At 41.6% G+C, this 14062-nt stretch carries 20 protein-coding genes; 5 read left to right on the top strand and 15 right to left on the bottom strand.

The window, feature by feature from the left end; translation table 11 throughout:
- Positions 1 to 144: 144 nt before the first annotated feature.
- Positions 145 to 678 (top strand): GNAT family N-acetyltransferase, encoded by a 534-nt coding sequence (locus ACCB35_RS04675; RefSeq protein WP_374055965.1) that lies wholly within the window; start codon positions 145 to 147, stop codon positions 676 to 678.
- 442 nt (positions 679 to 1120) lie between these two features.
- Here the strand turns inward: ACCB35_RS04675 and ACCB35_RS04670 are convergent, their stop codons facing one another.
- The 11 genes from ACCB35_RS04670 to ACCB35_RS04620 all read right to left on the bottom strand — a co-directional run bounded on the left by ACCB35_RS04670 (position 1121) and on the right by ACCB35_RS04620 (position 7371).
- Complete coding sequence (locus tag ACCB35_RS04670; protein ID WP_374055964.1) at positions 1121 to 1534, bottom strand: hypothetical protein; 414 nt, start codon at positions 1532 to 1534, stop codon at positions 1121 to 1123.
- A 106-nt stretch (positions 1535 to 1640) separates the two neighbouring features.
- Positions 1641 to 2195 carry a GNAT family N-acetyltransferase gene (locus tag ACCB35_RS04665; protein WP_374055963.1) on the bottom strand — a complete coding sequence of 185 codons (555 nt, stop codon included), beginning with the start codon at positions 2193 to 2195 and terminating at the stop codon, positions 1641 to 1643.
- A 39-nt stretch (positions 2196 to 2234) separates the two neighbouring features.
- A complete protein-coding gene (locus tag ACCB35_RS04660) occupies positions 2235 to 2459 on the bottom strand; it encodes a hypothetical protein (RefSeq protein WP_374055962.1) in 225 nt (74 codons plus the stop codon).
- Positions 2460 to 2526: 67 nt separating this feature from the next.
- A complete protein-coding gene (locus ACCB35_RS04655) occupies positions 2527 to 3234 on the bottom strand; it encodes a zinc dependent phospholipase C family protein (protein WP_374055961.1) in 708 nt (235 codons plus the stop codon).
- 73 nt (positions 3235 to 3307) lie between these two features.
- Positions 3308 to 3928 (bottom strand): kinase, encoded by a 621-nt coding sequence (locus tag ACCB35_RS04650; RefSeq protein WP_374055960.1) that lies wholly within the window; start codon positions 3926 to 3928, stop codon positions 3308 to 3310.
- A gap of 8 nt (positions 3929 to 3936) precedes the next feature.
- Positions 3937 to 4383, bottom strand: a complete 447-nt coding sequence (locus ACCB35_RS04645) for a cytidine deaminase (protein WP_374055959.1) — start codon at positions 4381 to 4383, stop codon at positions 3937 to 3939.
- Between the two features lie 58 nt (positions 4384 to 4441).
- A complete protein-coding gene (locus ACCB35_RS04640; protein ID WP_374055958.1) occupies positions 4442 to 5008 on the bottom strand; it encodes a histidine phosphatase family protein in 567 nt (188 codons plus the stop codon).
- Positions 5005 to 5589: an SAM-dependent methyltransferase gene (locus ACCB35_RS04635; RefSeq protein ID WP_374055957.1), complete on the bottom strand. Its 585-nt coding sequence runs from the start codon at positions 5587 to 5589 to the stop codon at positions 5005 to 5007. Before ACCB35_RS04635 ends, ACCB35_RS04640 begins: the two co-directional genes overlap by 4 nt.
- 35 nt (positions 5590 to 5624) lie before the next feature.
- A complete protein-coding gene (locus ACCB35_RS04630) occupies positions 5625 to 6296 on the bottom strand; it encodes a Type 1 glutamine amidotransferase-like domain-containing protein (RefSeq protein WP_374055956.1) in 672 nt (223 codons plus the stop codon).
- A gap of 73 nt (positions 6297 to 6369) precedes the next feature.
- A complete protein-coding gene (locus ACCB35_RS04625; protein WP_374055955.1) occupies positions 6370 to 6948 on the bottom strand; it encodes a histidine phosphatase family protein in 579 nt (192 codons plus the stop codon).
- A 72-nt stretch (positions 6949 to 7020) separates the two neighbouring features.
- Positions 7021 to 7371: an ASCH domain-containing protein gene (locus tag ACCB35_RS04620; RefSeq protein WP_374055954.1), complete on the bottom strand. Its 351-nt coding sequence runs from the start codon at positions 7369 to 7371 to the stop codon at positions 7021 to 7023.
- Between the two features lie 300 nt (positions 7372 to 7671).
- Here ACCB35_RS04620 and ACCB35_RS04615 point away from each other — a divergent pair, with 300 nt between their 5' ends.
- Positions 7672 to 7854 (top strand): CsbD family protein, encoded by a 183-nt coding sequence (locus ACCB35_RS04615; RefSeq protein WP_044338823.1) that lies wholly within the window; start codon positions 7672 to 7674, stop codon positions 7852 to 7854.
- 111 nt (positions 7855 to 7965) lie between these two features.
- On the opposite strand, the gene ACCB35_RS04610 is transcribed toward ACCB35_RS04615, so the two are convergent.
- On the bottom strand, positions 7966 to 8514 hold the full coding sequence (locus ACCB35_RS04610) for a DUF6143 family protein (protein WP_374055953.1): 549 nt from the start codon (positions 8512 to 8514) through the stop codon (positions 7966 to 7968).
- Between the two features lie 148 nt (positions 8515 to 8662).
- The gene (locus ACCB35_RS04605) at positions 8663 to 9082 is read right to left on the bottom strand and encodes an HIT family protein (protein ID WP_374055952.1); all 420 of its coding nucleotides are present in this window, start codon (positions 9080 to 9082) and stop codon (positions 8663 to 8665) included.
- A 261-nt stretch (positions 9083 to 9343) separates the two neighbouring features.
- On the opposite strand from ACCB35_RS04605, the gene ACCB35_RS04600 reads away from it, so the two are divergent.
- From ACCB35_RS04600 to ACCB35_RS04590, 3 genes are read left to right on the top strand one after another with little or no spacing between them, the layout of a single operon-like run.
- Positions 9344 to 11455: a transcription antiterminator gene (locus tag ACCB35_RS04600; RefSeq protein ID WP_374055951.1), complete on the top strand. Its 2112-nt coding sequence runs from the start codon at positions 9344 to 9346 to the stop codon at positions 11453 to 11455.
- A 19-nt stretch (positions 11456 to 11474) separates the two neighbouring features.
- Positions 11475 to 11741 carry a PTS sugar transporter subunit IIB gene (locus tag ACCB35_RS04595; protein WP_044338820.1) on the top strand — a complete coding sequence of 89 codons (267 nt, stop codon included), beginning with the start codon at positions 11475 to 11477 and terminating at the stop codon, positions 11739 to 11741.
- Between the two features lie 27 nt (positions 11742 to 11768).
- On the top strand, positions 11769 to 13136 hold the full coding sequence (locus ACCB35_RS04590; RefSeq protein ID WP_374055950.1) for a PTS ascorbate transporter subunit IIC: 1368 nt from the start codon (positions 11769 to 11771) through the stop codon (positions 13134 to 13136).
- Positions 13137 to 13197: 61 nt separating this feature from the next.
- Here the strand turns inward: ACCB35_RS04590 and ACCB35_RS04585 are convergent, their stop codons facing one another.
- Together ACCB35_RS04585 and ACCB35_RS04580 are read right to left on the bottom strand one after the other, a co-directional pair.
- The gene (locus ACCB35_RS04585; protein WP_374055949.1) at positions 13198 to 13290 is read right to left on the bottom strand and encodes an HD domain-containing protein; all 93 of its coding nucleotides are present in this window, start codon (positions 13288 to 13290) and stop codon (positions 13198 to 13200) included.
- Positions 13291 to 13307: 17 nt separating this feature from the next.
- Complete coding sequence (locus tag ACCB35_RS04580) at positions 13308 to 13922, bottom strand: TetR/AcrR family transcriptional regulator (protein ID WP_374055948.1); 615 nt, start codon at positions 13920 to 13922, stop codon at positions 13308 to 13310.
- Positions 13923 to 14062: the final 140 nt, after the last annotated feature.

Here is a 14062-nt window from a genome sequence, read left to right as displayed (position 1 = left end):
CTTAATAAAATAAAGACATAGCAAAATAGTATATATAATTTGTACCTGGTACACATGAGGTTCATGGTACCAGGTACAAATGGAGCATACCATTTATAGCAATATTCAACCCGATGAATTGAATGATGGAAGAGGGAAATATGGATGGATATATTCATCAGACAAGAACGCCCTGAAGAATATGGCAAGACAGAAGAAATGACGAAGCAAGCATTTTCACATGAGGAATATAGCAATAAAAAAGAGCATCTGCTTGTAAGAAACATTAGAAAATCAGATGCCTTTATTCCCGAGCTTTCATTGGTTGCCATCAATCATCGCAATGAACTGGTCGGTCACATCCTTTTATCTAAAATCACGATCGTAGACCACGATAAAGTTGCAGACTCCTTGGCACTTGCTCCCGTGTCTGTAGCTCCCCACTATCAAAATAAAGGAATCGGTAGCCAATTAATTCATGCAGCCCTTGAAAAGGCTAAGGAAATCGGTTATCATTCCGTGATTGTGTTAGGGCATAAAAACTATTATCCGAAGTTCGGCTTTAAGCGAGCGGCATTATGGAATATCAAGCCTCCGTTTGAAGTACCGGATGAAGTATTTATGGCCATTGAATTAACGGAACGTTCTCTTGAACATATAGAAGGTGTCGTTCATTATTCAGAAGCTTTTTCGGAATAAAGTCAGGCTGTCCCGGGACAGCCTTTTTTCTGTTCGAAATATAGGGCATAAAAAACACTAAAATGCTCTAAAAATAAACCTTTCTTTAACATAAGCCTGCAAATCTTTCATTTATACCGTGTTAAACGGTTAGAAAAAATTGTCCCTCTTAATAATTCATCCCGTTCCAACCACTTTCAATCCTAAATGAAAATAATTAAACCTGGTTCAGGTTTGTTGATCCTCATCTTAATTAATTGATCCTGATTTCAATTAATTAATCCTCAGTGTCGAATTTTCTTTATACTGTAACCGGAATTCCAGATAATCCAAACGGGTTTCGATTCTCCCAAGGCTAATTTGGAGGGTCAAAACCCGTTATGCGTGGAACTGTCTCCCTGCTCCCTGATATGATTAGATTGTTTACTATTTTAAGTGAAGAATAGATCCTACTATGTGGAGGTTACCATTCTTTCCTATAAGGTGTAACTTGAATTCCCTCGACCTCCCAATGAAGACCTTGTTTTTTTAAGTAAAAGTCAGCCTGACCTTCATAAATTGCTTCAAGACCCGTTTTTTTATTATTATGGATGATTTCAAACGTGACTTTAACAATATCCGGTCTACCAGGATAGTCACTTATAATTAGGTTCGGTTTCTCAAGATTTTTCTCTTGAGAATACTCAAAGAAGGATTGTAGTTTTTCTTGATCTTCTTTTGATATTTCTTCTACTTTCTTGTTTTCCTGGATATCCTCCATAATATTCGTTACTACTTCTTTGGGCGATTGATTTACTACATCATAAACTAAAAATAGGATGACTATTCCCACTATAATTGAAGCTATTACGAGAAAGGATTTTTTGTTTAGTTTCAATAGGAACAATCCTTTCGTGAATGATATTGTTCGATTTTCACCCTCGAGGAAGCGCGGTGCCGGTTCTCTTGCATCCGAAGCAGTACACCCCCGCGCTCCACATCCCTTATTTTGAATTAAGATAATAGATCAGATGATCCGTCCACTCACCAAACTCATAGATAAACCCTTTCCTCATACACTCAAACTTCATTCCGGTACTTTCAGCCAGCTTGATGGAGGGTATGTTATCAAGGTTGATATGAGCTTCGATACGGTGGAAATTCAGATCATTAAAAGCCATATTCAATGCAGCTTTCACTGCCTCTTTGCCGTACCCGTTCTTCCAGTGCTGATTATGTATGGTGTAACCTATCCTGCCCCATTGAAATTCATTCCTTGATAACGTTGAAAAGTCCACCATTCCCAAATGCTTATGATCTGCTTTTTTGAAAATCCCGAAAACGTGAGCAATATCGTTACTGGCCAGTTCTTGGTGTTTCTTCACCAATTGATCGAACCATTCTTCCGTGCATTCGCTCATATCGATCTTTCCTTCATCGTGCCTGCTGGAGGAAGCAGATCTGCTTTCGAATTCCGCAAGCCAGTTATGATAATCAGCAACCTTCAATGGTCGTATAATCAATCTTTCAGTCTCTGAACTAGTCGCAAAAACGTTCAACTAAACACCTCTTAATCTACTTTTTCAATAAAATCCCCACTACAATAAAAACCAAATGACTAGGCTCAATCCTACGATGACTAAGCCGATTGTTTTCTTATAAAACTGTAAGCCGTAACCGACTAAGAAAAGAAGGAGGGCTCCCCACTTATAGTGATATGACACCCGGATATCTTCAGCAATGTATCCTATCCAGGTGGCAAATGCCAAAAATAATACCAGCACAGGCAGTAAAAGGTTCAAGCTCGCCCAGAGAAATCTCATATGTACGTCCCCCTTACACAGGTATAGCTTTAGTTCCCCACCTCGATTGCAATCATTGCAAACACTCTCATCCTTCACTCACTGATAATTGTCGCTTATCCCATAAAATCCCCTCATCAAAAGTTGCTTTTAGATGGGCTACTAACTTCTCGGTCGTCTTGTCAACAAAGTGAGAAATTTCATCGGGGGTTAAATAGTCAAACCTATATGTAGGATCCAAAGCGAAAGCATAGGAATTCCCTAAATAAAAATCTGTAATCCGACTGATCTGTTTTGAAATCTGTCCTTCAGGAAAAATATCCAGATAATCCGGGAAACTTTTGATATGTTGAAATACATGTTGAAAAATCGTATCCTTATTCTCATTTACATACACAAAATCCGAACCATACCAATCACTTTTTATCTTTCTGGTGTATTCAGGTGTTCCGAGTATATCTTGATAAATGGGCTCTTTCTTTTTCCGCCGATGTAGTTGGCTCCATTCCACATCGGTTACGAGGTGAAGATAATATCCTAAATAAAATGAGCAGCGTGGGCTGTCAAAATCGATTCTATCTTTCTTTATGTACTGATCCAGAAACAGACCTGGGTTGATCCCCCCATCCTGTTTAAAATGGGTTACTCTTTTGTCAGGAAAAAATTCTCCCGTGACTTCATCAGGCAATCCACAATCAGGTCCGATATTACCTACTACAAACTCCTTTTCAGATACCAGTAAGCCCCTATTCAGCAAATTCTCCGCAATTCTGAAATGTACCATCCAAGTCGCCATTTTGTTCAGTCCCCTTTCTAAATTCACTGTCTTATTCACTAGTCCCGTATTGGATAAACTACCAAAATGATTATTAACTTCTGTATATATAATCAGCGCTCTCTTTCGGCTCTACATGCTCAATGTAGTAATCTTCGGCTAACCAGTATCTTCTTTTATACTTATCAAGCCTTGCTTGATCATCACCAAGATATAGGTCACGATTCAAAACTCTTTCAGCTCTTACTTCATGTGAACAATCCATATAGATCATAAAATCAACATATCGGCGCCACTCTTTCCTTTGTAAGAAAACACCCTCGATCAGAATGACAGCAGACGGGGCCAGATGGATAGGTTTGATTCTGATGGTATCGGTTGAAGGTTGATAGAATGGCAGAGTAATAGAACCGCTAACATGCAACTTTTCAAACAACTCTCTTTCGATCATTCCAATATCCCATTGAAGAAAATAATATTCATACCATTCTTCATTCCCGGTCCCATATCGTTTATGGGTCTCAACAATGTAATCATCAAGGTGAAAGATGTGAGCATCAAAACCCTCCAGCTCTGATGCATGTCGAAGCTCATTTGCAATCGTGGACTTACCTGCTCCTCCTAATCCATCGATCCCTACAATGAAGCGCCGATTTTCCTGGAAATCTTTTTGATATCTGGATAACAACGTTTCCTTTACTTGAAAGATAGACATCTTTCTACCTAGTCATTCCTTTTTCCTTCACCGTCACTACTATACTTTTCCGGCAACAATTCCAACACACGGCACTTAACCAGTTCCCCCTTGTAAGAAATGATGACATCGGTCTTTTCTCCATAATCACTTATCAACTCCCGGCACATTCCACAGGGGGCAACAACCCAACATTTCTCTATATCTTCGTGTGGATGGGGATGAGCCACCGCTACAATCGTTTCAAACTCGTGATCCCCTTCAGAAATAGACTTCCCGATAGCCATCGCTTCCCCGCATACCGTGATCCTTCCAACGTTTGCTTCTACGTGGACGGCTGAATAAACCTGTCCGGATGTCGACCTGACTGCCGAACCAATGTGATGGCGTCCGTATCGATAATTCTTTTCGATGACTTTTTCCGCTTCCCTGATCAATTCATAATCTCTATCTTCTAATGGTCTAACTTTTAACATGATGATTCTCCCCCTTGGTTGTTCGTTGAATAGTTCGCTGAAATGGAATTCGTGTTGATCACTCCCATAATCTTTGAACACCCACGAATTCCTGACCCTTGAATTCCATTCTATACATATCAGGTTTAGATGTACGATGTAAGAATTCCAAACCAAATCTGCTATCGTAGTATCCCATCATCAACGTCATAATCGCTCCGTGGGTACCTACCACCACTTTCTTTCCTCTATAGGCATTTAATAATTCTTTTAGTGCGTTTATGGCTCTTTCTTGACATTCGTCATTTGATTCTCCACCCTTTAAAGCGAAGTCCGGTTCTGAAAAGGACTTCTCCAACAGTGGAACTAATTCCTGATCAGAAATCCGGTCGTCTCCGGCAGAAAAGATTCTCTCTTTTAAATCTTCAACCACTGCCACTTCTTGTCCTATTTGGTGGCCAGCCTTTTCAACAGTTAACATGGAGCGCAGGTAGGGACTTGATATCACAGCATCGATTTCTTCCTCTTTCAAAATGGCCGATATCCGTTCGGCATCCAGTAGACCTTTTTGAGTTAAACCTCTTGTTCTTTCATTGCCTTCCTTAGGTGAATCTCCGTGCCTGACCATATAAATGAATGTGTTCATCGTTTTTCTCCGTGATTCACGACTCTTTTAAAAGCATCAACAATCAAGGAAGGAAAAGCAAGTTTGTCCCCCTGGTTTCTAGGGTCGAACTTCTTGGAGCGAAAAATTACCCCGTCAGCTCCGTCCCAATGGTTTTGATGAAAATTTCCTTCTTCATCGAAATGCTCCAGTAAGGTCACTGTAAACCCGGCAGATTCAAACATGTCCGTCAACGTTTGATAATTGTAAACGATCTTATGACTCGCAGCCGGGTGATCTTTTGGACCAGGTCCTCCAACCCGCACAATGCTTTGATACGTTTCATCGGGGAAATAGCCGTCCGGAACAGCGCATCGAATATACCCGGAAGGTTTCAGGTATTTCCTGCATATTTCAGCAGCCTCTATTCCTTCTTCGTACGTAAGGTGTTCCCAAACGTGTTCAGCCAAAATAGCATCGATTGAACATTCATCGAACCTGTTTTCCCAAGTACGTTCGTCCAATAAGTCTACTTCCTCTTCCTGTGTATGGATCCAGTCGGGATTGTTGACGTATTCTCCTGCTCCGATCACAATTTTCATTTCATGTGGATTTTTGCTCATTCAGGAATACCTCTCTTCATTGTATTTCTGTTGATCTATTTTACGATCTCATCGGGATTGATGACTTTTATATCACCTTCCCTAAAAATAGTAGCAGGAGATGAGCCTGCGACTCTCACTATTCCGTCATGTAAAAAAACACCCGTTTCTTCCGGGAGCGCGATGACAGAATACCCATATTTGTTCACATATTCTTTGATTGAATCATCGCTGCTATTTTCATAGTGACACCATATTGAATAGCCACCAAAGCAATTCAAGCCTTCAAAGGTCATCAAATCCGTATGATTCGGGTCCATATGCGAGGATGTTAAAATATCCCTCCCCAGAACAATGGCCCCGGCACTCCCGCCATATACAATTCCATTGTTGTCTACATACTCTTTTAGAATCTTATCAAAGCCTGTCTCCCGTAAGTCGTTTAACAGATTGAACGTATTTCCCCCGCCGATGTAGATGGAGGAGAAAGTACTTAAATCCTCTAAAGACTTAGCCTCTAAATCAGTCCACATTTCTATTTCATTTATGCCTAGAGGATTAAACACATTATGTATCCATTTGTAACAACCTTCATATGGAACTTCCCCCTGCATTGCAATTGGGATATACAGCATCGGCTTAGTAAGATCCAATGTTTCAACAAATTCCTTATCTATCATTTCTGACTGTTCCTTATCTCCTCCTCCAGAAAGAAACAAGTTCATCATACATACCTCCTAATCTTCCTAAACAAGAATCGTCCCGATAATCCACATTTCTCTCATTATTAATCATCAAAAATCAGTTTAGGTGTTTCGTACAGTTAAATAAACTACACTCCCACCTTTCTTCTGCATGATTTAAAATAGTAATAGACGTATTATGGATATAAGTCGTCTGGAATTTCTGCGGGAGTAATTGTTGCAATGTTAATCCGATTAAGGCGCCGTGACTTATGACCAATATTCGTTTCCCTTTATATGAATGAACTGTATCCTTCAAAAAATCGATTCCTCTGTTAGATACGTCTTCAAATTTTTCCATTCCAAGCTCTAAATCACGCCACTTACTCCCCCATATCTTAACTCTCTCTTCCTCTGTCGTTCCTTCAATTTCGCCACAGTTAATTTCTCGGATCCTTTCATCCATATGACTGATGGGTAAATCTATTTTACTTCCAATAATCTTTGCGGTTTCAATCGCCCTTGATAAGTCACTCGAAATAACCATATCCCACTTTTCTTCCTGGGCCAGTCTATCTCCAATATCAGATGCTTGTTTTCTGCCAATCTCATTTAAAGGAATATCACTTACTCCCTGTGCCTTGCCTAAGGAGTTCCAATGAGTTATTCCATGCCGAATCAATCCGATTGTTGTCATTCTCCCACCCTTACCTTATGTATCTATTCTAAAAACCTGCTCAATGGCACTTCGAGTTCACCAATCGGCCTACTAGTGGATTTCGGAAAGATTGACCCAGATTATCGCTCCCATAGGATGCTTATAAGGAATAGGCTTTTTATAAATTTTAGGCTTTTCAAGCATCCAAGCGTAGGTTCTTTTATAAGGTAATTCTTGAGAAGCTTCACTTTCCACGCAATGAAATCCCCTACTTAGCTGGTAATCTTCCAAGGTCAACTCTTTACTATCATTTATATTCACTTCACCAAACACCATACCTGAACCACTCTTTATCAGAGCTATGGTCCCCCGCATTTTTGTGTTTGAACCCCTGATTTCCCAAGACTTTCTCCCTTCCAATATCAATTCGATCCAAGGTGATTTTATGATTAGTCCTTTCATTCTTCCTCTCCTTTGAACATTCAACACTTTAATGAATCTATGTAATATGCTTCTCTTTAACTAGACCGCCCATCAACTTACTACCAATTATTCCAAAACATCCCATTAAACTCAATCATTAATTTTTTAAAAAAGAAGCATACCCTATTCTGGATAAACTACCGGCGAAGCCGGATATTTCTTTCTTGTTACTCAATTAGCATAAATTGCTATTACTTTTTAACTACCGTTTAGTTTATTTCTAATCTCATTTGGATATTGAATAATAAGAAAAAAAATTATAGAAATGAGGTAGTGAAAATGAGAGTAAATGAAGATCAAGTAAAAGGGAAGAGAAAGCAGACAAAGGGAGATTTGAAGAAAGGTTTAGGTAAACTTATTAACGACGATTCTAAAATTGCGGAAGGCGAACGCGACAAGGATAAAGGGAAGATGCAAGAAAAGGTTGGCGATGTGAAGGAATCCTTTAAAAAGAATTGGTAACGGCAATCAGAGGGTTGCCCCTAAAGCTTCCTTATTGCTGACTTCATGAAAGGACGATTCTCCTGCTTTTCCAACAAGCAGGAGAATCGTCCTTTTTCCTCACTATCATCATTATTTACAAATATCAAACTCAGCTTTTTCAAACCAGCCAAACGCCACTTCCGCCTGGATGATTTCATGATCTGGTGCTACTAAGAAAAGGATAAATGATCCGCCCGGTGGAAAGATGAATTTCCCATCTTCATCACTGGCTAATGTACTTTGTGGGGGGACAATCCTCCTGAAAGCCATTACCCCTTTTCTTGGAAGCCCTTCGACATCATCCGCATATGCAATTTTCACTTCGGGCTTTGGAAGTGGCGAAAGGGCTGTATTTGCGGGCGTCACATTTCTCGAAATCATCGGCTTCCCCGGAGGAATGGGGTTAAACCAAATCTCAGCTTCAAACGGCTGATCGGAATGATTCGTGATGGTAAAGGCGTTGACGAAGAAATTGACATCGGATCTACCCGGATTCATCAAGCCTCCCCACGCATTTTTTCCACTTCCGAAACAAAGGTGTTCCGTTTGCCCAACAAAATATCTCCCCTCTAAGGATTGATACAAGGGGTTAGGGATATTGACGGTTTTATTAAATCGGTCATTATTTAACCATTGCATATAAAAAATCACTCCTTTCTACAGTTTATGGAAGAAGAAAGAAAGTGATTTATTAAAGAGTAAGAAAAACGAAAAGGATTATTTTTAAAAAAAAGCATCAAGCACAGCAGGTGGCGGTTGCAGTAACGTACATACTCCTGCCGGCGATTTATTTGTTTATTTTTTTCAGCCCTTTCCTTTTATTCTCAGGTTGCTTCAGCCAATAACGGACTCCTTTTCCAGCCAAGGGTTCGTCGTTATATCTCGGTATGACGTGCAGGTGACTATGGAAAATAAACTGATTGGACACCTCCCCTACATTCCATCCAAGTGTATAGCCATCTGGGGAAAACTCTTGGTCTACGTATTCCTTTGCCTTTTGTAATAGTTCGTATGTATCGTTCCACTCTTTTTCCGTTAATTCAAATGCATCCGCATGATGGTTTTTCGGAACAATGACGCCGGACCCTTCTAATACATCCTGATGCTTGTTATGCTGCAGGAAATAACAGGATTCATTTTCAAATACGATGTTTTGGTCTTTGTCCTCATCTGGATTGCAGAATGGACAGGTTTCTTGATCGCTCATAACACTTCTCCTTTCTTATTTTTAATTTACCATCTTCTCAATACCAATTATTTCAAACCCCACCCCTTTTGACAATCCTAACTCCCCGTTCTGCCGCCCATCCGCCCTTACTGTTCATTTTTGCAAAATTACCCCATACAAACTCTACACATTGAAAACCCTTTCACAACACGTGAATAGCCCTTATACTAAACTCATAAGATGATCATCTAATAAACTAACAATACAATTATGCAAAAACGATAACAGAGGGGGATCCCCATGGTACTGGATAAAAGGCGTGCACACTTATTATCCATCATTCAACATTCGACGGCCCCGATTCCGACCAAGGATCTGGTGGCCAGGATGAATTTGTCTCAACGGACCATTTATTACGACCTGGATCAGATTAATAGTTGGTTACGGTCTCAAGGGTTAGAACCCATTGAAAGTAAGCATGGCAAGGGATTGTTTTTGCCTCCTGCATCGAAATCGAAGTTAATGGTTTCGAAGGATCAAGGTTTCGAAGATTGGCAGTATCAGTTATCGAAAGAGGAACGCGAAGTCCTGATTAAAGCCAAAATAGTATTAGAAGAACAGGATGCCTCGATGCAACGGTTCATGGACCTGACCAGTATGAGCCGGGGGACGATTGCCAAGGAGATTAAAGAGATCAAACAAGAGTTCAGGGAAGCCGGTTTGCGGTTGTATTACAAGAAAGGTTCCGGATATCGATTGAGTGGTCCTGAGGATGCTAAAAGAACGGTGCTTTCCAATATCCTGGCAACCATCTTCTCTCAGCCGGATTGGCAGAACGTCCGGAACGAGGTCCATAAGATGATCCAGCCGGAAGCCGCTACATGGTCACATGAAACGGATCAAAGGCGCCTGGTGAGAGAGGTTCTTTACGAAGCTGAGAAGGAATTGGGATTGACGCTGACAGATGAAATGGTCGAGATTCTGTCCCTGCAGATCTTGATGATCATGAAGAGAATCGAGCTGCAGGAGTATATTCTTGTTCCAGAAGCAGAAAAGCAGGTCCTCAAGCAAACAGAAGCATACAGGGCAGCCCTGCATATTACGAATAAACTTGGGAACGTAAAGGAAGTCTCTTTTCCAGATGATGAGGTTTGCTTCATTACGATGAATCTGTTGGGATCAAAAGTTCAGCAGGATAACTTCAAGCGCTATACGGAACGGGAATTATCCGGTCTGAAGGAAGTCGTTCAACAGATGATTGATGATTTTCAAATTTACTCCTGTGTGGTGTTCGACGATAAAAATGGACTGGAAGAAAATCTGATTTCCCATATTAAACCGACGTATTATCGTCTGAAGTACGGGCTATCGATCGCGAATGATCTGGCGGATAGCATTCAAAAGACCTACCCGGACATCTTCCATTTGACTAAACGCGTGATGAGGCATTTGGAAATGTATGTCGGGAAGACCATACCCGACGCGGAAGTCGCTTATATTACCCTGCATTTTGGTGGATGGTTGACGAAAGAGAAAAAAAAGGTGGAGACAAAGTTCCATGCCGTCATTGTTTGTGAGAATGGGATCGGGACTTCGAATATGCTCCGTACCCAATTAGAGAACTTGATTGCCGGGCTGAATGTCATCACCACAATCTCCATGAGGGAATATCGAACGAAAGAGTACAAAGCAGACGTCATCTTTTCCACCAATTATATCAAGGAGAAGAAGATTCCCGTTGTCCATGTCCCAGCCATCTTGACGAATCTGGAAAAGGAACGGGTCATCCAGCGTATGAATGAGCTTTTCGATTCGCAGCCTGAGGAAAAGAATATGACCGATCACCTGATGGATGTCATCAAACGCCATGCGACGATCCATCAAGAGGATGCATTGAAAAAAGAATTGGTCCACATTTTAGACCAAAATACTCCCCGAATAAAGGAGATCAGAAAGCCTATGCTCAATGAATTATTGACAGAACAGACGATTCAACTCAAAGACCGTGTCTCGAGTTGGGAGGAAGCCATCAAGGTGGCAAGCCAGCCACTGATCGACCAGGAGTCGATTCGCCCGGATTACGTTGAGGCCATGATCACGAACGTAAAGGAACTGGGTCCTTACATTGTCATTGCACCAAATATCGCGATCCCCCATGCACGTCCGGAGACAGGCGTCGAACAACTGGGTATGAGCTTCCTGCGACTCAAGGAACCCGTTTATTTTTCCGATAAAGAAAAGCATCGCGCGCAGCTCATCATCGTGCTGGCAGCGATCGATAATCAAACCCACTTAAAGGCACTCGCACAGCTTACGGAACTCTTATCCAATGAAGACAACGTGGAAAAGTTAATCTCAGCAAGTGATCGTCAAACGATTATTGAATTAATCAATCAAACAGTAGAAGTATAAATCAGAGGAGGAAATTAAAATGAAAAAAGTATTAGTCGTATGTGGAAATGGATTAGGAAGCAGCATGATCGTAGAGATGAACGTGAAAGCAGCACTTAAAGATATGGGGAAAGAAGCGGAAGTCTCCCACACGGACCTGACAACAGCCAAGACGGAACAGGCGGATCTTTTCCTGGGTTCTGAGGATATCGTCGAAAGTCTTGAAGACGGCCGCAAGAATGTCGTGAAATTGAAGAACCTGATGGATAAGAATGAACTCCGCGCAGCACTGGAACAAAATATCTAGTCCACTAAAACGGAAGGAGCGATACAAATGGTTGATATCATAATGAAGGATATACTCGGTACACCCGCGATCCTTGTCGGTTTATTCGCCTTAATCGGGCTCCTGATTCAACGCAAGAATTCAGGGGATGTCGTGTCTGGAACCCTTAAAACGGTCATGGGCTTCGTCATCCTCGGGGCGGGTGCGAATGTACTCGTCCAGTCCCTCGGGCAATTCAGCAGCATGTTCAATCATGCCTTTGAAGTCGACGGGGTGATCCCGAACAATGAAGCCGTCGTCGCACTTGCACAGGAAAGCTTTGGTACGGAGACAGCGATGATCATGCTGTTCGGTATGGTTGTCAATATTCTCATTGCACGATTCAGTCCTTTTAAATATATCTTCCTAACCGGACATCATACCATGTTCATGGCTTGCTTGATCGCTGTCATCTTGACCACAGGAGGATTCACCGGAGTACCGTTGATCATTCTCGGTTCGATCATCCTTGGTGCACTGATGGTCCTGTCGCCTGCGATGCTTCAGCCATTCACCCGCAAAGTCACCGGGTCTGATGACTTTGCCGTCGGCCACTTCGGATCGATTGGTTACTTGGTTTCGGCTGCGGTCGGCAAAGCGGTTGGCAAAGGTTCTAAATCGACAGAAGAAATTAAAGTTCCGAAGTCACTCGGCTTTCTCCGGGACACATCCGTCTCAGTATCACTGACGATGGTCATCCTGTTCTTTATCGTGGCAGGTGCAGCAGGTCCAGCTTTCGTTGAAGGAGAATTGAGCGGCGGACAAAACTTCCTGGTCTTTGCCTTTATGCAAGGGATCACATTTGCCGTTGGTGTATACATCATTTTAGCCGGGGTACGCATGCTCCTCGGTGAAATCGTCCCGGCCTTCAAAGGGATTGCAGACAAAATCGTCCCGAATGCGAAACCCGCTCTAGACTGCCCGGCCATCTTCCCATTCGCAGGGAACGCCGTCATCATCGGTTTCTTATTCAGCTTTATTGCTGGTCTTGTCAGCATGTTATTTTTACCTTTATTAGGATTAAAAGTAATCGTACCGGGTCTTGTCCCTCACTTCTTCACAGGTGCAGCTGCCGGAGTGTTCGGCAATGCAACCGGCGGACGAAGGGGTGCTGTCATCGGGTCGATGGCGAACGGTGTCATGATAAGCTTCCTGCCGGCCCTCTTGTTACCGGTTTTAGGAAACTTAGGATTCCAGGGAACAACGTTTGGAGATGCAGACTTCGGATTGGTCGGCATCGTGCTTGGAAACCTTGTTACCTTGATTGAATCGAATATAATTGTTTTCGCGTCAATCATTGTCCTTCTTGCCGTCCTCTTCTTCATCAGCTTTAAGTCAAAGGGTACTGGGGAGAAGGAAGAAACAGAAGTAGCATAAGATGAATGTAGCCACCCTCTATGATTGTTGAGGGTGGCTACTTATTTTGTTTGTTCCTTTGCTATTCCATCGTTGTATCGAATGCTGGAATATCTCCTGCTTCCGCCTCAACCAGATCGTGTATGATGACAGTTGGACACTGATGACCCTCCACAGTCTTACATATTCTAATTATTTTGGACCAATACCTTCCCAAAAAAGGTCAACCAAAGCCTGTGCTGTTTTTTGGGGACCACCTAGTTCCTCTATTAAATCTGTTTTATTTCGAATCATTGCCACTGTAGAAAATGCATGCGCAAGCAGTAATGGATTTGTCACCACTATCTCCCCTTTTTCCATGGCTTGCTTGAATATATCCTCCAGCGCCTTATGAACTTCCCTCTCAGCACCTCGAATTTCCTGAATATGATTTTCTGTCAGTGAGAAAGCAGCTTCTTTTAATAACGTTTCAAAATCAATGTGGGGTCTCATTAGATGATCCAGTGTGACTTCATATAATTTGTGCTTCAAGCCATTAGAACTATGTAACAGTTTCTCTGTTTGTATTGTGATTCGTTGGAACATACTTGACACAGCCACTGAGAATAGGTTTGCTTTGTTTTTAAAATAATAGTAAACACTAGCTTTGGTCACACTGCATGCCTCAGCCACCTGCTCCATGGAAACACCCTCATATCCATATGTTAAAAATAGATGTGCAGATGTCTTTAAGATTTTCTCCCTCGTTAGATTGTTCTCGATCTTTATTTTTGGTCTTCCAGGTTTTTTAGGTAACTCGCTATTCATCGGTACCTCCTTGATGTTCAAAAAAATCCATTATTAATCATTTGATTAATTAACCTTCGAGTATATATAATTAATGAAGATATACTGACTGAATCCATTGTAATAAATTTAGGTGAAAAAACAAATGTAGAAATAAGCCT

It is taken from the genome of Rossellomorea sp. FM04394, from assembly GCF_041889765.1.
Lineage (GTDB): Bacteria > Bacillota > Bacilli > Bacillales > Bacillaceae_B > Rossellomorea > Rossellomorea aquimaris_B.
Note: the sequence above shows the minus strand (reverse complement) of the source record. Positions and strands in the feature narration are given on the sequence as shown.